The following is a 21,380-nucleotide window of genomic DNA, read 5'->3' on the forward strand; positions in this document are numbered from 1 at the left end:
GGTCACCCCATCCATGGAGCATCTGCAGGACCGGGATCCGGCGTGGACCGACGCCGGGCTGACCATCCGCTACTCGGGCCCTGCGGAACTGGTGGTGCAGGAAGAAAGAAAACCGGTCTATACCAGGAAGCTCTCCTTCGAGAAGGGGCTTCTCCGTGCCGTCGAGAACCCGGAGGGCGAACTGGAGCAGGCCCCGCTGCGCCTCTACGTCGCCGGGAACGACAGGCCCCTTTCCGAGGAGGAATCCTTCTACGAACTCCGGCACGGACAGAGCGCCTTCATCCAGGTGGAGGCCGGGAGCAGGCGCTTCCGGAGCGAGACCTGGAGGATCCCCGATGCCGCGGAGGTCTCCCTCCAGCCGCCGCGACAGCTGATCCTGGAGCTCCAGGAAGGCGTGGACAGGGTGGTCCACGATTTCGAAGCCGTCGCCACCCCGCCGGGGGACTACATCTATCTCTGGAACCTCGACGACGCCTCGGCGCTCGTCGAGGAGAGACCGGACCCCGGCAGCCACTCCAGGCAGAGCCACCTCTACACGGGACTCCAGCCCGGCGACGCCTTCACGCCCACCGTCACCCTGATGGACAGGAGGGGACGCATCCTGGGGGAGGACTCCATCTCCATCACGGTCATCGAGGGAGCGGGGCGGCACTTCTTCGAGAACGAGGTATTCTGGAAGACCGACACCCCCTTCGCCAACGATCCGTCGGTGGTCTTCCCGGAGGTCCCCCTGCATCTGGAGACGGAGATCACAGGGCTTGAGGGCACCATCGACCCCGGGAGCCCGGAAGGGCGCCGGCTCGCCGAGCTGAGGGCCGGACCGGGGGCGAAAACGGAAGAGGTGATCAAGGAACGCATGCATCAGGAGATGGCCAGGCGGGGTATCACGCTGAGCGACGCACAGATGAACGCCGCCCTGCAGCAGGCCCTCGCTCTGGCCGGTACAGGCACCGCAGAGCAGATGGACCGGCGGATGCCCCTCCTGGCGAGCGGCTACCGGGAACCGGGGACACCGGTCACCGTCTCCCTGACCCTCTCGCTCCCGGCCATCCCCAGGATTCCCCTTTCCATGACGGACAGCCGGGGGGATCCCGTCAGGCTCGACGCCCAGGTGACGGTGCGCGGATGGTTCCTGACGCTGGGAACGGCATCCGGCCCCAGAGAGTCCGGGAACAGCGGCAGGACCACCGTCGTCTGGACCCCCCCGAAGGGGGCGGCAGACGCCTTCGCCGCGAACCTGGTGATGATGTACAGCCTCGAATTCTACACAAGGGGCACCCGCGAGCTCTGGCTGGACGGCGGCTCGCCGGTGGTCTACGAGAATCTGTCGGTTTCCCTCCCGGTGGGAACGGTCTTCTGCCCCCCCGGTGATCCATCCGATCGAGGAGGTGTCCCATGAACCATCCTGTCACGCAGCCCCGTCGCCATCCCGCCGTTCCGGACGCGACACCCCGAAGGCACGGGAACCGGAGAGGGAGGACCGTTGTGTTGCTGGTCGTCCTTCTTCTCGCCCTCTGCGCATCCCGCACCGCAGCGCAGGAAGGAGTCCTGCGCTGGCTGCCGCCCTACACCATGGCCATCCCCAGAGACTGGAAGCCGTTCGTGGAGCGCAACGTCATCGGGTACTTCACCGGCGCCCTGCCAGGCAGCGAGGCCGCCGCGGAGGGTGCTGCCATGGCCGGCATCACCACCACCAGGCAACCTGCACCGAAGGACGGCGACTATCGGAGCTTCTTCGCCGAGATCGAGAAGGAGCTGCGCAGGGAAACCACAAGGAATGTCCGGATCGACAAGGAGGAGATCTCTCTGGGCGGACGTCCGGCCATGTCCTACGCCTTCTCCGGCGAGGTGGAGATCGGCGGGAGCTTCAGGGCGGTGGAGGGCAACATGGTGGTGGGGACGGAACCCGACAGCCAGGGACGCTACCCCATCGTCAGCCTCATGGGCACCGCCTCGTCCATCGCGGAACACCGGGGGGCCATCGACGCCGCGCTGTCCTCGGCCGAAGGGGGGACCCCGCCGCTGGAAGAAGAAAGGGCCTTCGGCTACGGAGCCACCCGGGAGAGCTTCCGGCACACCGTGGGCCCCGCAGCGGCGATGGACGGCGCCATTGCGCTGGCCGACAGCTCGGGCTCCGTGGAATCCCCGAAAATACGCATCTTCGACGCCCGGGGGGAGCGCATCGCCCAGTGGGGCAGCAGAGGAAAGGGCGAACCGGGGACCTTCTCCTATCCCCAGGCACTGGCCTTCGGCCCCGACGGCTCGCTCTACGTAGCCGACAAGGGGTACAGCGTGAAGGCCCATGTCCAGCGCTTCACCAGGGAGGGGAAACCCCTGAAGAGGCTGAAGCTGGACAGGGAATCACTGGGGGAGAAAGGCATCTACAACCCCTCACACCTGGCCGTCACCGCATCGGGCAACGTGGTTGTCGTGGGGGCTACGGAGATCACGAAGGGGACAGAACGGGTACTGGTGTTGTCCGCGGAAGGAGAGCTCCAGTCCGCCTGGGAGATCGGCGAGACCCTCGGGATCGCGGCCCTCCCAGGGGATCGGATCGTCGCCGTGGTCCCCCGGCCCGGCAACGACAGGGCGGAGATGTTCGCCGTCTACAGTCTGGAGGGGGAAAAGCTGCTGGAGTGGCCGTACTACGGAAGCGATCTCCCCTCCACACCCGGTGACGAGGAGGTCTACTTCAGTCCCGAAGAGATCGCCGCCGACAGCATGGGGCGCATCTACGTCTACGACGACAGCTCGGAGGCCATCTGGATCTACGGACCCCGGGGGGACCTCCGAAACGTCCTCCCCACAGGGAAGACCTACGGGATCGTCATGGGGATGGCCGTCACCCCTGCAGGCCATCTGGTTATCCAGGACCGTCCGGGCGGATACAGCCCGGGAGAACCGCAACTCCACCTCCTGCGCAACGCCGCTCCGGCGCAGACGGTAGAACAGACCGCCGGAAGCCCGGGAACCGCTCCGGAATCGGTACGGCACCTGCAACAGGAGCTGGACCGGCTGCGGAAGGCGCTGGCCTTCCTGGAGGAGGCCGCGGCCCTGGAGGAGAGGGGAAACCGCAGGGGCGCCCTGGCCGCCTACAGAGAAAGCCTGAAACTCCACCCCGTTCCCGAGCTGGAAGCCTACATCGCCGCCCTGGCGCAGCGGGTCCCGGAGAGGGATCAGGCGGATGCCGGTGACGCCCTGCACTCCCTGGCGCTCTTTGTCAGCCGCCCCCCCGCGCCGGAAACCCTGGAGGTCTACCGGGGACGGCGCAACACCCCCCTCTCGTTCACCATCACCGGCCGAACCACCGGGACGGTCTGGGGCAGCGGCGTCTACGCCGACACCTCCGACCCGGGCACCGCCGCGGTCCACGCAGGCCTCCTGCAGCCCGGGGAGCGGGGCACCCTGACGGTCATCCTCCTCCCCGGACGGGAGGGATACCTTCCCAGCACACAAAACGGCGTAACCACACAGCCGCTGGATCGTTGCGGGGGGAGCTTCGTCTTCACCGAGCCCCCCTACTGAAGGGGGCCACCGCAACACACCGGGCCGGAGGAGGAGCCCCCTGCCGCCGGGAGTGCTATCATTGGTCCCGGAGGCACCCAGTGACCGGAGCCCGGGACGGTGACAGCCGGAGTTCCCGGTGCTCCGGAGACAGGCGTGCCGGAGGAGGGAACACCATGGAGAAGAAAGCGCGGATCTTCGTCACCCGGAGGATCCCGGAAGCGGGACTGGCGAGACTGCGGGAGGAGACGGCGATGACCCTCTGGGACAGAAGCGAGGAGATCGTCCCCCGGGAGCGTCTGATGGAGATGGCGCCGCAGATCGAGGGACTCCTCGCCCTGCCCAGCGAGTCCATCGACAGGGAGTTCTTCGAGGCCGCATCCCGTCTGCGGATCGTGAGCAACTACGCCGTGGGATACGACAACATCGATGTCCAGGCGGCCCGCGACGCCGGGGTGATGGTCGCCAACACCCCCGATGTCCTGACCGACGCCACGGCGGACCTGGCCTTCGCCCTCATCCTGACCGCCTGCCGCCGGGTCGCCGAAGGGGAACGGCTGGTCCGTTCGGGGCGGTGGAAGAGCTGGGGTCCGGAGCTGCTCCTGGGCAAGGAGGTGACGGGAGCCTCCCTGGGCATCGTCGGCCTGGGACGCATCGGCATGGCCGTGGCGGAACGGGCGGCGGGCTTCCGGATGCCGCTGTTCTACACCGGCACCGGACCGAAGGAGGAGGCCCGCAGGGTCGGCGCCGACTGGCTGGAGATCGGGGAGCTGCTGGCGACCTGCGAGATCGTCTCGCTCCACTGCCCTCTCACGCCGGAGACCTACCACCTCATCGGCGAGGAGGAGCTTGGGCTGATGCGCGACGACGCGGTGCTCATCAATACAGGCCGCGGCGGCCTGGTGGACCAGGAGGCCCTCTACAGGGCCCTCAAGGAGGGCCGGGTCGCCGCAGCGGGGCTCGACGTCTTCGAGCCGGAACCGCTGCCGGCGGACCATCCTCTGCTCACCCTGGACAACTGCGTGGCCGCGCCCCATATCGGCAGCGCCAGCCGGAAGGCCCGGGACGCCATGGCCGAGCTGGCGGCGGCCAACCTGCTGGCCGGTCTGCGGGGCGGGGAGCCGCCGGCCCGTGTCTGCTGACAGGGCGGCCCGGCTCAGTCCTCTGCGGTCTCGGAGAGGAGACTGATCCGGAAGAGCCCCGAGGCGATGGAAAAGCCCATGGTCCCCAGCATCGCGTCGGCGGAAACGCTCTCCCCGCCTTCCAGGTTGAGGCTCGGGGGATCCATCGAGAGATCCCTCCCCGTGCTGGACTGGTTGACCGTGTAGAGACCGTTCACCAGATTGAGGAACTCCAGGATCGACGACTCCGCCAGTTCGTCAAAGCCGGGGATCTCCTCCTCCGCAAAGCGGGAGGCGATCTCCAGCAGTACCGGGGGACGTGCGCTGAGGAGGGTGGAGACCGAGATCCCTGCATCGTTGTAGAGCCGCTGCCGTACCAGACCGTGCTCCTCCGGCAGCGGCTCCTCGCCGAGATCCACGGGGATGGCCTGCCTGTCGACAAAACGGGTGACGCAGCGGTTGAAGAGGTAGAAGTATTCCAGGTACCGCTCGTAGGCAAAGCCTTCACCGAACTCCTCCGCCAGCGGGGCGAGAGAGATGGTGCTGCTCAACCCATAGGCGATCCCGCCGCCCGGGGACAGCTGGCCCTCCTCTTCGTAGGCCCGGCGTGCCTCTTCCATTCTCCCGGCGTCGAGCACACCCCGCCGGAGGAGCACCGTGGAGAGGCGTTCGGCGTGGTTTTTCTGTCTCTCCAGGAGCAGACTCAGCTGCTCCTCGGTCAGGTACCCCAGGGAGACGGCGATCTCGCCGAAGCGGGCGTCCTGCTGTTTCTGCACCCTGCCGATCTCATCCAGCTTCCCCTCGTCCAGGAGCCCTTCGCAGACGGCAAGAGCGCCGATCTCGATATGGCTGCGCTCCGCCTCGGCCAGGGCTTCCCGCAGATCGGCCAGCGGCACGATGCGCTCCCTGAGCAGATACTCGCCGAAGAGCCGGTTAAACATCTCTCGATCCCCCCCTGTCCTGACGCGCGTCATCGATGACCCGGGCGAGGCGTTTCGCTTCCATCGGTTTCTGGAGAAAGTCCATGGCTCCCAGATCGATCGCCCGCTTCAGGTTGGCCTGGGTTCCCGTGGAGGAGGCCATCACCACCCTGGCACGGGGATCGTATTCCATGATCCGCTCCAGCGCCGCAAGACCGTCCATACCGGACATGACGATATCCAGCATCACGAGATCGGGGCGATCCCGCTTGTAGATCTCCACAACCTCTCCGCCGTCGGCAGCCTCCATGATCCGCTCCACCTCAAGGGCCTCCAGCTGGTCGCGCAGCTGTTTCCGCGCGAGCATCGAATCGTCTCCAACCAGAACGGTAAAGGGATGCGCTTGCTCCACCATGACACGATCATACCCCTTTCGTGTAGTGACCTCTCTCGCTTCCGATCCATCGGCTTCCCCCGAAGGCCTTCTTCCCCTCTCCCGTGCCGAAACCGCTGCATCTTCCTGTCGCTACAGAGACTGTACCACAAGGGGGAAACCCTGATAGAATATTGCGAACAGACGAAGAATAGCGTACACTATGGGCGGCCGTAATGTAGGATGATTGGACCTTTTCCACTCCACGTCACCACGATTGGTGTTAGTATAGCACCCGTGCCCGGAGAAGCTTCCCCTTACGGGTTGTTCCCCTTTCCGCTGCTCTTGCCCCGCCCGGCAACGCTCCGGACGCCGCAGGGAATGTGGTGCGCCCGGCATGATGCAAGCGCAGTCGCAGGATAGACCAGGCAGTCCGGCAGAATACCCATGACCAGGGAGGTTGTTGTTATGGAACGAACCATGGTAACGCTTGACGGCAACGAGACCTGTGCCCGCATCGGGCACATGACCAACGAGGTAGTGGCTATCTACCCGATCACCCCATCCTCGCCGATGGGCGAATGGGCCGACCAGTGGTCCTCGGAGGGCAAACCGAACATCTGGGGCACCGTCCCCACCGTGGTGGAGATGCAGAGCGAGGGCGGCGCCTCGGGCGCGCTCCACGGCTCACTCCAGGCGGGGGCGCTGACCACCACCTTCACGGCGTCCCAGGGACTGCTGCTGATGCTGCCCAACATGTACAAGATCGCCGGGGAGCTCACCTCCACGGTGATCCACGTCTCCGCCAGGACGGTGGCCACCCACGCGCTCTCCATCTTCGGCGACCACAGCGACGTGATGGCCACCCGGGGCACCGGCTTCGCCCTCCTGGCGTCCAACTCGATCCAGGAGATCGGCGACATGGCGCTGATCGCCCAGTCGGCCACCCTCCAGTCGCGGGTGCCCTTCCTGCACTTCTTCGACGGCTTCCGGAGCTCCCACGAGATCCAGAAGGTCACCCTCCTCAACGAGGAGGAGGTGCGGGCCATGATGGACGACGAGCTGGTGGCGGCCCACCGCGACAGGGCGCTGAACCCCGACCATCCCATCATCCGGGGAACGGCCCAGAATCCCGACCACTTCTTCCAGGCCCGCGAGGCCTGCAACCCCTACTACGCCGCCTGCCCCGACGTGGTCCAGAAGACCATGGACCGCTTCTACGAGGTCACCGGCCGCCGCTACAACCTCTTCGACTACGTGGGCGCCCCCGACGCCGAGCGGGTGGTGGTCCTCATGGGCTCCGGCGCCGAGGCGGCCGACGAGGCGGTGAGCTACATGGCCGACAGGGGCGAGAAGGTGGGGCTCGTCAAGGTGCACCTCTACCGCCCCTTCTCCACGCAGCACCTGCTGGAGGCCCTCCCCGAAACGGTCAGGACCGTCTCGGTCCTCGACCGGACCAAGGAACCCGGCGCCGAAGGGGAGCCCCTCTTCCTCGACGTGGCCTCGGCGCTCTGTGAAACCCGGCCCTCCGTGCGGGTCGTGGGCGGCCGTTACGGCCTCTCCTCCAGCGAGTTCACCCCCTCCTGCGTCCATGCCGTCCTCAAGGAAGCGGAGAAGGAGGAGCCCAGGAAGCACTTCACCGTGGGGATCACCGACGATGTCACCAGGGAGAGCCTGGAGATGGACGCATCCTTCCACTCCGCCGACCCCGACGCCGTACGCTGCCTCTTCTTCGGCCTCGGTTCCGACGGCACGGTGGGCGCCAACAAGAACTCCATCAAGATCATCGGGGAGAACACCGACCACTACGCCCAGGGCTACTTCCAGTACGACTCCAAGAAGTCCGGCGGCGTCACCGTCTCCCACCTCCGCTTCGGCCCCAACCCGATCCGGTCCACCTACCAGATCAAGAGCGCCAACTTCGTCGGCTGCCACCAGTTCTCCTTCCTGGAGCGCTATGACGTGCTCAAGAACGCCGAGGAGGGCGGCACCTTCCTGCTGAACAGCATCTACGGCCCCGACGAGGTCTGGGATCAGCTGCCCAAAACGGTGCAGAAGCGCATCATCGACAAGAGACTCCGCTTCTACGTTATCGACGGCTACAAGGTGGCCAAGGAATCCGGCATGGGCGGACGGATCAACACGGTCATGCAGACCTGCTTCTTCGCCATCAGCGGCATCCTGCCCAAGGACGAGGCCATCGGCCTGATCAAAAAGACCATCGAGAAGACCTACGGCAAGAAGGGCGAGGCCATCGTCCAGAAGAACTTCGCCGCCGTGGACAACTCGCTGGACAACCTCCACGAGGTCTCCGTGCCGAGTGAGGTCACCAGCACCTTCGACCTCCGTCCGCCCGTCCCCGGGGAGGCGCCGGAGTTCGTCAGGGAGGTCCTGGGTCCCATCATCGCCATGAAGGGCGACGAGCTGCCGGTGAGCGCCATGCCCGCCGACGGCACCTTCCCCACGGGCACCACCAAGTGGGAGAAGCGCAACGTGGCCCTGGAGATCCCCGTCTGGGACCCCGATGTCTGCATCCAGTGCGGCAAGTGCTCGCTGGTCTGCCCCCACGCCTGCATCCGCGCCAAGGTCTACGACCCCGGGGAGCTGGAGCAGGCGCCGGAGACCTTCAAGTCCACCGACGCCAAGTGGAAGCAGTACAAGGGCAAGAAATTCACCATCCAGATCGCTCCGGAGGACTGCACCGGCTGCGGGCTCTGCGTACAGACCTGTCCCGCCAAGAACAAGCAGGACCCCGAGAAGAAGGCCATCAACATGGCGCCCCAGCCGCCCCTCCGCGAGCAGGAACGGGAGAACTTCGACTTCTTCCTCTCCCTGCCCGAAACCAAGCGGGACGAGTTGAACCTCAACAGCGTCAAGGACGTGCAGCTGCTGGAGCCGCTCTTCGAGTTCTCCGGCGCCTGCCCGGGCTGCGGCGAGACTCCCTACGTCAAGCTTCTCAGTTCGCTCTTCGGCGACCGGGCGGTCATCGCCAACGCCACGGGGTGCTCCTCCATCTACTGCGGCAACCTGCCCACCACCCCATGGACAAAGAACGACGAGGGGTACGGTCCCACCTGGTCCAACTCGCTCTTCGAGGACAACGCCGAGTTCGGCATGGGCATGCGCCTCGCCGTGGACCAGAACCGCAAGTACGCCGGCGAGCTGCTGCGGAAACTGGCGCCCCAGGTGGGCGACGACCTGGCGAAAGCCATCCTGGAGGCCGACCAGAGCGACGACGACGGGATCGCCGAACAGCGCAAGCGCATCGCCGCACTGAAGGGCAAGCTGCAGGAGCTGGACAGCCCCGAGGCCAGGCGGCTGCTCCACGTGGCGGAGAATCTCATCAAGCGGAGCGTCTGGATCATGGGCGGCGACGGCTGGGCCTACGACATCGGCTACGGCGGTCTGGACCACGTCCTGGCCTCCGGCAAAAACGTCAACGTCCTGGTGATGGACACCGAGGTCTACTCCAACACCGGCGGGCAGATGTCCAAGGCGACCCCCATGGGCGCCGTGGCCAAGTTCGCCGCCGGCGGCAAGCCGCTGGGCAAGAAGGATCTGGCCCTGATGGCCATGACCTACGGCCATGTCTATGTGGCCCGGGTGGCCATGGGCGCCAGCGACGCCCAGACCCTCAAGGCCTTCCGCGAGGCCGAGGCCTACGAGGGCCCCTCGCTGATCATCGCCTACAGCCACTGCATCGCCCACGGCTACAACCTCGTCCACGGCCTGGAACAGCAGAAGAAGGCCGTCGACGCCGGCCACTGGATCCTGATGCGGTACAATCCCGAGCTCTCCCTGGAGGGCAAGAACCCCCTCCAGCTGGACAGCAAGAAGCCTACGCTGCCGCTTGCGGAGTATGTCTACAACGAGAACCGCTACTCCATGCTCAAGCGCAGCAAGCCGGAGAACTCGGAGCATCTGGTGGAAGGCGCCCAGAAACTGGTCAACGAGCACTGGAGGTACTACGAGTATCTGGCCAACAGGCCGATGGAGGACACAGAGGAGTAGGAACCCCGTCAACACCACTCCCCGCGCTGGAGACACTCCCCCGCGCATGGCGAGCTCCCCGGTTCCAGCCGGGGAGCTCGCCTTTTGCTTCCCTCCGGCCGGATCGCACCGCCGGCCGCCACCTCCATACACACAGACCGAACCGGAGGTCACCGAGTTCGGAGATCTGCGCAGGCTCTTCTCTTGTTACTTGCGATTCGCCGGGTGACGCACTACAATTAGCCTAGGAGTTTATCTGTAATTTTGCGGAGATTTCCGAAAATCGGATCGGACAATCAGGGTTTCCCCTGAATGGAAGTGTGGATATCATGAGATCGCCACTCGCGAGAACAACGGCACAACCGATGGCAGTGCAGAGACTGAAGTGGAGCGCCATAGCTCTGGCGCTTCTCCTGTGTGTCTGGCCATCATTGCATGGAGCGGCTGCGGCCTCTCCTTACGACGGCTATACCCACCGCCTCTACGTGAGCGCCGGGAGCGACGCCCTCGACCCCGACGGGAGCAGCTGGACGGAGGCCTACACCGACCTCCGGAAGGCGCTGCGCCACGCCGAATCCCTCCTGGCCGCAGCACCGGAGGACGGGGCCCCCGTAGCCATCCTCGTCGCCGAAGGCATCTACGCCCCGGGAAAGGCCGGAGAGCGGCGGGCAAGCTTCCGGCTCAACGGCAATGTGGCACTCTACGGGGGCTTCTGCAAGACCGACCCGCGCAGGGAGCAACGGGATCCCCTGAAGTGGCCGACCACGCTTACCGGCGATCTGGACGAAAGCGGCTCCTTCACCAGCAAGGATGCCTACCATGTGGTCTCCATCATCGCACCCTCCACGACCGCCGAAAGGGGGCCGGTGCTTGACGGCTTCCACATCACCGGCGGGAACGCCGACGGCGTCGACGCCGCCGGGGGCGACCCGGAGCACTCCGACAGCGGCGGCGGCATCCTGATCGTCGGAGGGCGCCCTTCCATCCGCAACTGTACCGTCTTCGGCAACACGGCAAGCAGTTTCAGCGGCGGAGGGGGCGGCCTCTTTCTCCTCGACTCATCGGCCACCTTCGCCTGGTGCCGCTTCTTCGACAACAGCGCCGTCAGCGTGACCGGCGGGGGCGGCGCCGCGTTCATCAAAAACGGCGCCCCTGTCTTTTCCAGCTCCATCTTCGTGCGGAATACGGCGGTGAGCCTCTCCATGGGCGGCGGCGGCGCCATCTTCAACTACGGCGGCGCCCCCAGCCTGGCAGGCACACTCCTCTGCCGCAACATCGCCCGGACCGGGGACTTCTCCGGCAAGGGCGGCGGGGGAGCGCTGTTCAATCTCAGCGGAAACGCCGAACTGCGCTTCTCCACGCTGCTGGCGAACAGCGCGCCCAACGGAGAGGGAGCAACGATCTACGACGCCGGCAGGGACGCAGAGCGGCGCGTGACCATCACCGGCAGCATCCTCTCCGCAACGGCGGGAGAGAAACGGGAACCGCAGATCTTCTGGAAAACCACCGCTCCGAAGGTCTCCTCGTCGCTGCTTCCCGCGGAGAGCCCCGCCGTTCTCCGGGAACAGCCGGGCAACCGCTTCGGCAACCCGGGGTTCGTCAACGCCAGAAGCTGTGACATCCGTCTGCAGGCGGCGTCTCCGGCCCGCAACGGTGCCGTCCGGGCGGATCTGCCGGAAGACGCCGCCGATACCGACAACGACACCGACCGCGAGGAGATCCTGCCTGTGGATCTGGCCGGTCGGCCGCGGATCGAAGGAGGGGCCCCCGATATGGGCGCCGTGGAATACCAGCCGGCCTCCGTCGATATCGGAACAACCGCCGACTTCCTGTCCCGGGCGCTGGAGCTTCCCGAACCGAAGGGGGAACGCAGCGGTCTCCGCATCGGCGTAGCCGGCCTTACCAACGCCCTGGTGGCCACGGTATCCGGGGATACCGGCACGGCCCTTCCGGAGAACGCAGGATACGGCATATCCGGGGACATGGGCGTCGGCAGCGCCGACGCCACCTCGGGAGACCGACTGGTGCTTGTGGAGGGATCCGGGAACGCCGGCAATCGACAGTCCGACGCCGGGGGATGCGCAACCGCCTCCTTCCGTTTCTCGTCGTTGCTGTTCTTCCTGCCGGTGCTGCTTCTGTACGCACTGCATCTCCTCAGACGGAAACGATCCCCGGGAGCATACCGTTAAGAGAAAGGAGAGAGAGGAATGGCACAGCTCGCCACAACCTACATGGGGTTGACGCTTCCCTCGCCGCTGGTAGCCTCGGCGGCGCCGCTCACCGAGCGCATGGACAATCTCAGACAGCTGGAGGCAGCCGGCGCGGGGGCGATCGTACTCCCCTCGCTGTTCGAAGAGCAGCTGGAGCGGGAGAGCGAGGATCTCAACGTGGCCCTGGAACAGGGAACGGAGAGCTCCCCGGAAGCCCTGGGCTATTTCCCCGATCTACGGGACTACAACCTCGGCACCGAGGGATATCTGGAGACCATCAAGCGAGCCAGGGCGGCGATCTCCATTCCGGTGATCGCCAGCATCAACGGATCGAAGCGCGGTACCTGGTCGGCCTTCGCCAAAGCGACCGAGGCGGCCGGCGCCGATGCGCTGGAACTCAACACCTACCACCTCGCCGTGGATCCGACCACCACCGGGGAATCGATCGAACAGGAGACCATCGATGTGGTCAGGGAGGTTCGGGAAAGCGTCTCGATTCCCGTGGCCGTCAAGATCTCCCAGGAGGTCACCTCGATACCACACTTCGTGACCAGACTGGGTGAAGCCGGCGCCACCGCCGTGGTGCTGTTCAACCGCTTCTACCAGCCGGACATCGACCTGGCCAATCTGGAGATCCGATCCAGGGTGACCCTGAGCTCCTCTGCAGAGCTCCCGCTGCGCCTCCGCTGGGTAGCCTTGCTGAAAGAACAGGTCCAGCCGGAATTGGCCATCACCGGGGGGATCCACAGTGGTGAGGACCTGGCGAAGGCCCTTCTCTCGGGGGCACAGGTGGGCATGGTCACCTCGGCGCTGCTGCAGAACGGCCTCCATTATGCAGGCACCATCCTGGAACAGCTGCAGCGGGTGATGGAGGACCACGGCTACGAAGATGTCGACGAGATGCGCGGCGTGCTCCGCCAGAAAAGGGACCGCGATCTTGCGGCCCTGACCCGGGCCAACTATGTGCGGGTACTCAGCTCGTATTCCTAGAGCAGCACCCTGTACCCAGGCATGACGCAGAAAAGGGGGGTGTGAGATGGGAGGATTCCTCGGCAAAGCGTTGCGGCAGAAGGTTTTCCTTGCCGTCGCGGGTATTCTGCTGCTCTGCACGGGGGCCGCCGGACAGCAGGTGGTATCCGGCCCGCCCTCCTCTTCCGGAGCGGATGCGCTCGACGGCACTCCGGAAAGCAGTGATCTGGAGCTGACGCTCTCCAGGGACGCGCTGGCGGATGTCTCACCGGACCTGGACAGAGGCGTCCAGCTGGCGGACATCTCGAGCAGCGCCGACCTCTCGCCGGATTTGCTGCCCCTCAACTTCGAGGTGCTGCGACGCCGGGCCGCCCGGCAGGGAGAACAGCCCGCGGAACCGCACACCCCTTCGGACACATCGCCCCAGGACAGCGGACGGACCGACACCGCCGGGGAGGGTTCCACCGTGGAGGACAGGTATCGGGACAGCGTCGATGACGACGACGGGGCTCCGGACCGGGACAACGAAACCCGGTACAGTGAAGGCGCCCGTCTGTTCGGCGGCGTGCCTTCCATCACCGAACAGACCTTCTCTTCTCCGATGGGATCCGTCTCCGCCGACCACGGCGTCGGCACGATCGAAACGGTGCAGAGCCCGGCGGAAACGGCGGTATCGGAGAGCGGCGGGGATGTCCTCTCCGAGGACGAAAACGGTGCGGAACCCCAGGAAGGCGGGGGGCAGTCCGGCGCACAGCCGCCGGTCACACCCTCTCCGGGAACCGAGCCCACCCAGAGCGCCGACATCCTCCCCGAGCCGGTCTCGGTCAGCGGCGACAGCGGAGGCTCCTCCGTGATCCCCGCTTCGCCTACCGTCAACGACGGGGAGACAGAGACCGAGGACGACAGCGAGAGCAACGACGTCGGCGTCGGTGGAACCGAGGTCATCGAGGAACCCGAACGGGATCCGGTCCCCTCGCTCCTCGGCCCGGCCGGCGACCTCCCGGGGGGCGTTACCGTCCCGGTGCTCCACTCCCCCCTCGGTGCCGATGCCCTGGCTTCCGTGGCCGCCGTGGAGGTCCCCCTGGACAACACCTGGGACCAGGTCACCGCCGCTGCAACCCGGGTCACCGCCGCAGCGATCCTGCAGGAGGAATCCGCGCTCGCCACCGGAGACGGCTCCTTCCGCGGCGAACGCTGCCGCATCTACGCCTCCCTGTCGCTTCCCCTCGAGGAGGAACAGCTCCCCTCTGCGGATCTCCCCGTCGCCGCGGTGGTGGTGGACCTCTTCCCCCTCTCCCGGGACCTGACGCCCCTCTCGCCGGACAGTGCGGACACCCTCTTCAGAGAGGCCGACCTGGCGGTGGGCCGCACCGACCAGAGCCTGACCTCGCTGTTCAAGACCGCCCAGAAGGCGGGGATCCCCTACGAGAAGCTCTTCACCACTGTACTGCCCGGAGACGGAAGCCTGCAGATCAGAGCGGCCCTCGCGCTGGTCGACGGGGCCGCCCCGGAGGGGACCGACCCAGTCACCGCCACCGATCAGGGCTATTTCATCGTCTTCGACGGGGAACGCGACGGCAAAGCATCGGCGTCGCTGCTGCTCAGGGAGGCTCATCCGGACGAGGCCGGCGGGTGCGCCGTCGGAACAGCACTGTGGCCCCTTCCGCTCCTGCTCCTTCCGCTGCTTCTTATCGTCAAACGTTGACCAAGCACAGCGACGACCGCTAGAGTCCCTTCAGGGGCTCTAGCGTGTTTCCCCGGCGACCTTCTGCCATCCCCTGGCGGTCAGCGCACCCAGGAGCAGCACCTGTGCGGTGAAGTAGATCCAGAGCAGCATGATCATGAAGGAACCGGCAAATCCGTAGAGCGATGCGTAGAGGCTCCCGGCAAGCAGTGGAGCGACGGCGGACTTGCCCGCAATAAAGGCCATCGCCGCCACGACGGCGCCGAGCAGCGCCTCCTGCGAACGCACCTTCGCCCTGGGAATGAAACGGTAGATCACAAAAAAGATGACAACCACCAGGAAGGCGGAGCCGCCGAAATCGATCAGTTTCATGATGTGCAGGGTGTGCAGTGAGACCACGCCCCATCCGAAATAGTGCTCCAGCACCGCCCGTACCGCACCGAAGAGGGCGCTCAGGAAGGGAAGCGCCGCCAGCGCCACGCTGACACAGAGCGCCATGGCGAGGCCCACAAGCCGGCCGGTAAGCCAGGAGAGCAGCGTGGACCCCTTCGGGCCGCGCCATTCCCAGATGACATCAAAGGCCGAACGGACATGGACACCAAGCTGGGTCACCCCGAAGACCACCGTGACGACCCCGACCACTGTGGAGAGTCGGCCGGCCTCCTTGCCCATAAGCTCGTGGAGCATCCGGAGCAACACCCCTGCCTCGCGGTCGCCGAAACAGGCACGGGCATACTGGGCCAGCGTGTCGTAGGCCGGCCCCTGGCCGAGAAACATCCCTACGGTAAGCAGAAGAAAGAGCAGTGTGGGAATGATGGCGATCACAGCGTAAAAGGCCAGCCCGGCGCCGAAGATCCACGCCCTGGTTCGACCCCACTCCCGGACCACCTGCGCGCACAGTCTTGTCACAGCACCGCCGCGTCCCACCCTACCATGCCCCCGGGCCTTCAGGCCATCCTGTCGACCCTGACGCCGGTCCCCCCGCCGCTGTCCTCCGGAGAGGAGCGTCGGCCGGCCTTCCTTCCCCTGTCTTTGCGCCCTTTTGTCCCCCTGCCTTCAAAGAACTCCTCCCAACTCTGCCCCTGGCTGTCGTGACGGTTCTTCCGCCGGACACGCTTGTAGGTTGTGCGTTCCACAGGTCCCACTCCGCCGACCGTTCTCCCGTTGTCATCCGCCATGCCCCTCCCTCCTTTCACTGTACTGTATCGGATTTGTACCAATAAAATCAATCAGGAGCGCTGATTCCCCTCCCCCAGGGGGGGGTACCACCGGCCTGGAGGATCCTCACAAATCCGCCAACCGGCCTATCCACCTCAAACAAAAACCATTACAATGTAAGGAGAATCGCACACACCCTCGACAGAAAAGGTGGGACAATCATGAGACTCGTTGTTCTCGCTATCCTGATGATCCTGACCGCCCAGTTTGTGCTTGTGGCGGGACACCGCGCCTGGGGCGCCGAATCCGACACCCTGGAGCTCTACGACGCCACGGCCGACCGCATGTATCAGGCGGAGCCCGTAGCCAAAAGCGACGCCGCCTGGAAGAAGACGCTGACGGCGGAGCAGTTCCATGTCGCCAGAAAACACGGCACCGAACGACCCTTCTCCAACGAATACTGGGACAACCACGCCGAGGGGCTCTACCGATGCATCTGCTGCGACACCGATCTCTTCCTTTCGGAGGCGAAGTTCGACTCCGGCACCGGCTGGCCCAGTTTCACCGCCCCTGTGGACGAGGCCAATGTGGGCAACGAGAGCGACCGGAGCTTCGGCATGACCCGCACCGAGGTGCACTGCCGCCGCTGCGGGGCGCACCTGGGTCACGTCTTCAACGATGGTCCGCAGCCCACGGCCCTCCGCTACTGCATCAACTCGGCGGCCCTCGACTTCGTGCCGGAAGCCGAACAGAAACCACACAAGACGGCGCAATGACAGACGGCGGCGCCCGACAGATACTGTGTTCCCGTTGAGCAGTTTGCTATAATATATGGGAAAGCGCCTTCCGCTCTGTTGCGGGAGTGCGGACACTCTGGACAGGGAGGCTACGCTATGGGTTTGATATCGGGAATGATGGGCAACGCCTCAGTGATAGAACCGGCGGAGCTGGCCAAGGAGTACACGCCGCTTCTGGCGGAGGGCGAATCGCTGCAGATCGGTTTCAGGCTGATCCGGGACACCTTCATCTTCACCGACAAACGGCTCATTTTGGTGGACAAACAGGGTATTACGGGCAAAAAGATCGAATACCACTCCATCCCCTACGACAAGATCACCAACTTCAGCATCGAGACCTCGGGGCACTTCGATCTGGACGCCGAGCTGAAGATCTGGATCTCCGGACGGGGGGAGCCCTTCGCCAAGCAGTTTTCCAAGAAGGTGAACATCTACGATGTCCAGAAGGTGCTGGCCACCAACGTCCTGAAATAGACAGGGAAGCCCCCCTTGCGCCGCCCACCCTGCGGGGAGAGAATAGCAGGTGCGCATACCACTGGAATGACGGAAGGTGAGAGCATGACGGGCAAAACAGTACAGATCCTATTGCTGACGGCACTGGTGGGGGTTTTCCTGGCCGGAGGGGCACCGCCCTGTCCGGCGGCGGAGTTCGGCGAGGTCTGGGACAAGGCCTACGACAAACTGGAAAAGACCCTCGAGCTCATCGACAGGCAGGAGGAACTGCCGGAGAAGAAGCTCTTCGGCACCGACAGGGAGGAGGGCGCCAGGGAGATCGAGGAACACCTCAACGAGGTGATCTCTATCCTTGTGGACTCGCCCACCAACACCTACAGGCTCCGGGTACGGAATGCCCGGGAACGGATCGCCGAGCTGCGTTCGGAGATCGCCGAACTGCAGCGGGAGCGGATCAGCGCACCTGCAGAGAGCAAGATCCCCTTCCGCCAGACCAAGGAGAAGATCGACGAAGAGATCGCCGACAAGCGCGCGTACATCGAGGCCAACAGGGAAGAGATCGAGAAAACCCAGAAACAGCTGGCCGACAAACTCCGCGAAGCAGGGCTGGACGCCACCGACGAGCAGATCAAGGGTCTGCTCATGAGCATCAGCGGCAACGACATCGTCAAGATCTACGCAGCCTTCGAGAACATCCGCAATGTCACGGAACAGCTGATGCAGCTCATGAAGGAGAACCGCGACAACATCGACGTGGCCCGGAAGTACTACGGCATCTACGCCGTGCTGCTCCGCACCGCCGTGACCATGCAGGAGAACTTCCTGCAGAAGGTGGACGACAGCTACCTCCCCAGACTGGACAGCATCATCTCCGAAGCCCGGGGCATCATCGGCGACGCCCGGCAACGCATCTCCAGCGGGGACTACACCACCGGCCAGCGGGAGATCCTGCGGGACAACATCGCCTCCAACGAGCTCACCATCAAGGTAGCGCGGCTCTACAAGCAGTATCTGCACAGACAGTACGACCAGGTGGCACAGCGGCGCGACGCCCTGCAGCGGCAGGTGGACGTGGCCATGAACACCTACCGCACCGTCACCCTGAGCAGCAATCTGATCTCCCTGATGGAATCGAGCGACAAACACATCTCCCTGCTGACCAAACTGGAGATCCCTTCGATGGTCTCCTTCGACAACCAGTCCATGCAGGAGGAATTCCAGCGGCTCACCGTCAGACTCGAAAGGTAATCGCGTATTGCCAATAGGAGAAAGGCGTGCTATACTCCTCTTGAGATCGATTCTCATGAAAGGGGGCGGACTCCATGCCTGGATACGACAGCACCGGCCCGGAAGGACAGGGCCCGAAGACGGGCAGAGGTGCGGGACGTTGCGGAGGCAACAGCCCGGACAGTGTTCCCCCGGTCGGAACGGCCCGTCGCGGCAGAGGCCGCGGTGCGGGGCGTAGGCGCGGTGCCTGGCAGGGCCGGGGACGCCGCCGATAGAACGTCCGACATGTGCATGACGCGGCGAATCACGCGTTGATACCACATAGGTTGTGCCTCCCTCCCGAAACACTCTTTCTCCTCTCTCCGGGCTGCCCCTTGCGGGGCAGCCCTTTCTGTATTTTTTCCAGGGGGCGTCTCCGAGCCATCCCGAACCCGCCCTGGCGCGGCGGGCTCCGCGAAAACGGTACAGGTCCTTTATGCTATGATGCTAATGCTGGCGCATGCCCAGAGACGCCGCGGGAGGAATCGACCTATGGACCAATCGATGTACCGACATATCAAGGAGCTCGCCCCGGTGGCCTACGCACACCTCAAGATCATTGAGAGCGAGCGGGGAACGCCGGCGGATCTCCTCTTCCTCGACGTCAACAAGGCCTTCGAGGAGCTCGCCGGGCTGCGGGAGCAGCAGGTGGTCGGCAGGAAGGCCACCGAGGTCTTCCCCGGAATCGGGAAATCCTCCTTTGACTGGATCGGAACCTGCGGCGAGGTGGCCCTTCAGGGTACCGACAAGGCCTTCGAGGCCTACTGCGCATCCCTGGGGAGACACCTCCGGGTCACCGCCTACGCACCGGAAGCCGGTGAGGTCGCCGGCTTTTTCATCGCAACGACAGGCACCGATGGGGAGGACACCCTCCCGAAGGAAGAGGAGCGCCGCCGCCGGCACGCGGCCAATATCCTGGCGGCCACCGGCGCCGGCATCTGGGAGTGGAACGTCCAGACCGGCGAGGTGGTGTTCGGCGAACGGAGCGCAGAGATCCTGGGACACAGCCTGCAGGAGATCCACCCCTTCACCATCTCCGACTGGTTCGAGCGGACCCACCCGACGGACCTCCCCGCCTGCAGGGAGATGATCGACCAGCACCTCAGCGGCCGGCGGGAGCGTTTCGAATGCGAACACCGGGTGCTCCACAGGAAAGGGCACTGGCTGTGGGTAGCCAACCGGGGGAAGGTCATCGCCTGGAACCCCCAGGGCCGTCCGCTCTGGGTCTACGGCACCCTTCTGGACATTGCGGAACGGAAGAGCGCCCGGCAGGAGGCGGAAGAACAGCGGAAACGGCTCACCAACATCCTGGAAGGAACCGGCGCCGCCACCTGGGAATGGAACGTCCGGACCGGGGAGCTGCTCGTCAACAGGCGCTGGGCCGAGATGCTCGGCTACAGGCTGGAAGAGCTGCAGCCCGGCAGCATCGATACATGGAAAGAGCTCACCCATCCCGAGGACCTCCACCACAGCATGGCCCAGCTGGAACGCCACTTCCGGGGCGAAACGCCCCGGTACGAAAGCGAACTGCGGATGCGGCACCGAGATGGACGGTGGATCTGGATGGTCGACCGGGGCAAGGTGATCTCCCGTACCGAAGCGGGGGAACCCCTCTGGGTCTACGGCACCCACCTGGACATCACGGCCCGCAAAGAGGCCCGGGAGGAGATCGCGAGACAGCGGGAGCGGCTGGCCAATATCATCGAGGGAACCGAAGCGGGCACATGGGAGTGGAACGTCCGGACCGGTGAAACCATCTTCAACGAACGCACCGCCCGCATACTGGGATACAGGCTGGCCGATCTCGAACCGACGACAATCCAGACCTGGGTCGAAATCGCCCACCCCGAGGACTTCCAGCGATGCCAGTCCCTTTTCCGGGAACATCTCAAGGGCCCGAAGCCCTTCTTCGAGTGCGAACACCGGGTCTGGCACGGCGATGGGCGCTGGATCTGGATCCAGGACCGCGGGAAGGTGGTCTCCCGTACTGAAACGGGAGAACCGCTCTGGGTCAGCGGGATCATCCTGGACGTCACGGCACGGAAGGAAGCGGAAGAGAAGCTCCGGATCAGCGAGGAGCGGGCCACGGCGGCCAACAGGGCCAAAAGCTCCTTCCTGGCCACCGTGAGCCACGAGATCCGCACCCCCATGAACGGCGTCCTCGCCATGACCGGACTGCTCTTCGATACGCCGCTCACCCCGAAACAGCGCCACTACGCCGAGATCGTCCGCTCCAGCGGCGAGGCGCTGCTCCATCTTATCAACGACATCCTGGACTACTCCAGGATCGAAGCCGGCAAACTCAGTCTGGAGTGCGAGGACTTCGATCTCCAGGACATGCTGGACGACTTCGCCGACTCCATCGCCCTCCAGGCCCACCACAAGGGCCTGGAATTCGTCTGCACTCTAAACCCCGATGTCCCCACCCTTCTCTGGGGCGACCCGGGTCGACTCCGGCAGGTCCTCACCAATCTCGCCGGCAACGCCATCAAATTCACCGAACAGGGCGAGGTGACCATCACCTGTTCGTCGCTTTGCACGACGGAAAGGGAGGTTCTGCTGCGTTTCTCCGTCCGGGACACCGGCATCGGTATCCCGGAAAAGGACCGGGAGCGGCTCTTCGAGGAGTTTGCCCGGCTTGAGGGAGAGGCGAAGCAAAACGAGGGGACCGGCCTGGGGCTCGCCATCTCGCGACGGCTGGTCGAACTGATGGGCGGAGAGATCGGCGTGGAGAGCACACCTGGAGAGGGCTCCACCTTCCGGTTCACAGCGCGGCTCGCCAGGCAGTCCCGGGACGCCGGAGCCCCTGTGCCGCTCACGGCACTGGGGGACATCCCCATTCTGATAGCCGACCGGAACGACCTCCGCCGCGAGAGCCCCCGCAATACCACCCCCGCCTGGGGCATGCGGAGCACAACAGCGGCAAACGGGGTGG

At 65.2% G+C, this 21,380-nt stretch carries 16 protein-coding genes; 12 read left to right on the forward strand and 4 right to left on the reverse strand.

From position 1 onward, the window contains the following. The 3 genes from K9L28_06700 to K9L28_06710 all read left to right on the forward strand — a co-directional run. Nucleotides 1-1,399: hypothetical protein (locus K9L28_06700; GenBank protein ID MCF7936009.1), on the forward strand; the 1,399-nt coding region annotated here is incomplete at its 5' end. Nucleotides 1,400-1,485: 86 nt separating this feature from the next. Further along, a complete protein-coding gene (locus K9L28_06705; GenBank protein ID MCF7936010.1) occupies nt 1,486-3,525 on the forward strand; it encodes a hypothetical protein in 2,040 nt (679 codons plus the stop codon). A 155-nt stretch (nt 3,526-3,680) separates the two neighbouring features. Beyond that, the gene (locus tag K9L28_06710; protein MCF7936011.1) at nt 3,681-4,646 is read left to right on the forward strand and encodes a D-glycerate dehydrogenase; all 966 of its coding nucleotides are present in this window, start codon (nt 3,681-3,683) and stop codon (nt 4,644-4,646) included. A 14-nt stretch (nt 4,647-4,660) separates the two neighbouring features. Here the strand turns inward: K9L28_06710 and K9L28_06715 are convergent, their stop codons facing one another. Together K9L28_06715 and K9L28_06720 are read right to left on the reverse strand one after the other, a co-directional pair. Beyond that, nucleotides 4,661-5,566 (reverse strand): hypothetical protein, encoded by a 906-nt coding sequence (locus tag K9L28_06715; protein MCF7936012.1) that lies wholly within the window; start codon nt 5,564-5,566, stop codon nt 4,661-4,663. After that, nucleotides 5,559-5,960: a response regulator gene (locus tag K9L28_06720; protein ID MCF7936013.1), complete on the reverse strand. Its 402-nt coding sequence runs from the start codon at nt 5,958-5,960 to the stop codon at nt 5,559-5,561. The genes K9L28_06715 and K9L28_06720 overlap by 8 nt, the downstream gene beginning before the upstream one ends. 426 nt (nt 5,961-6,386) lie before the next feature. On the opposite strand from K9L28_06720, the gene nifJ reads away from it, so the two are divergent. The 4 genes from nifJ (at nt 6,387) to K9L28_06740 (ending at nt 14,792) form a co-directional block, all read left to right on the forward strand. Beyond that, the gene (gene nifJ, locus K9L28_06725) at nt 6,387-9,929 is read left to right on the forward strand and encodes a pyruvate:ferredoxin (flavodoxin) oxidoreductase (protein ID MCF7936014.1); all 3,543 of its coding nucleotides are present in this window, start codon (nt 6,387-6,389) and stop codon (nt 9,927-9,929) included. Nucleotides 9,930-10,273: 344 nt separating this feature from the next. Further along, nucleotides 10,274-12,097 (forward strand): hypothetical protein, encoded by a 1,824-nt coding sequence (locus K9L28_06730; GenBank protein ID MCF7936015.1) that lies wholly within the window; start codon nt 10,274-10,276, stop codon nt 12,095-12,097. A gap of 18 nt (nt 12,098-12,115) precedes the next feature. Further along, complete coding sequence (locus tag K9L28_06735; GenBank protein MCF7936016.1) at nt 12,116-13,108, forward strand: dihydroorotate dehydrogenase-like protein; 993 nt, start codon at nt 12,116-12,118, stop codon at nt 13,106-13,108. Between the two features lie 46 nt (nt 13,109-13,154). Beyond that, on the forward strand, nt 13,155-14,792 hold the full coding sequence (locus K9L28_06740) for a hypothetical protein (GenBank protein MCF7936017.1): 1,638 nt from the start codon (nt 13,155-13,157) through the stop codon (nt 14,790-14,792). Nucleotides 14,793-14,831: 39 nt separating this feature from the next. Here the strand turns inward: K9L28_06740 and K9L28_06745 are convergent, their stop codons facing one another. After that, on the reverse strand, nt 14,832-15,680 hold the full coding sequence (locus tag K9L28_06745; GenBank protein MCF7936018.1) for a YihY/virulence factor BrkB family protein: 849 nt from the start codon (nt 15,678-15,680) through the stop codon (nt 14,832-14,834). 38 nt (nt 15,681-15,718) lie between these two features. After that, nucleotides 15,719-15,949: a hypothetical protein gene (locus tag K9L28_06750; protein ID MCF7936019.1), complete on the reverse strand. Its 231-nt coding sequence runs from the start codon at nt 15,947-15,949 to the stop codon at nt 15,719-15,721. Between the two features lie 201 nt (nt 15,950-16,150). Here K9L28_06750 and msrB point away from each other — a divergent pair, with 201 nt between their 5' ends. The 5 genes from msrB to K9L28_06775 all read left to right on the forward strand — a co-directional run. After that, entirely contained in the window at nt 16,151-16,705 is a 555-nt protein-coding gene (msrB, locus tag K9L28_06755) for a peptide-methionine (R)-S-oxide reductase MsrB (protein ID MCF7936020.1), read from the forward strand. Between the two features lie 117 nt (nt 16,706-16,822). Next, nucleotides 16,823-17,200: a PH domain-containing protein gene (locus K9L28_06760; protein MCF7936021.1), complete on the forward strand. Its 378-nt coding sequence runs from the start codon at nt 16,823-16,825 to the stop codon at nt 17,198-17,200. A gap of 66 nt (nt 17,201-17,266) precedes the next feature. Then, nucleotides 17,267-18,427 (forward strand): hypothetical protein, encoded by a 1,161-nt coding sequence (locus K9L28_06765; protein MCF7936022.1) that lies wholly within the window; start codon nt 17,267-17,269, stop codon nt 18,425-18,427. A 74-nt stretch (nt 18,428-18,501) separates the two neighbouring features. Beyond that, entirely contained in the window at nt 18,502-18,681 is a 180-nt protein-coding gene (locus K9L28_06770) for a DUF5320 domain-containing protein (protein MCF7936023.1), read from the forward strand. 256 nt (nt 18,682-18,937) lie between these two features. After that, nucleotides 18,938-21,380 (forward strand): PAS domain-containing protein (locus K9L28_06775; protein ID MCF7936024.1); only part of this gene is annotated, 2,443 nt, incomplete at its 3' end.

Source organism: Synergistales bacterium, assembly GCA_021736445.1.
In the GTDB taxonomy this organism is placed as follows: Bacteria; Synergistota; Synergistia; order Synergistales; family Aminiphilaceae; genus JAIPGA01.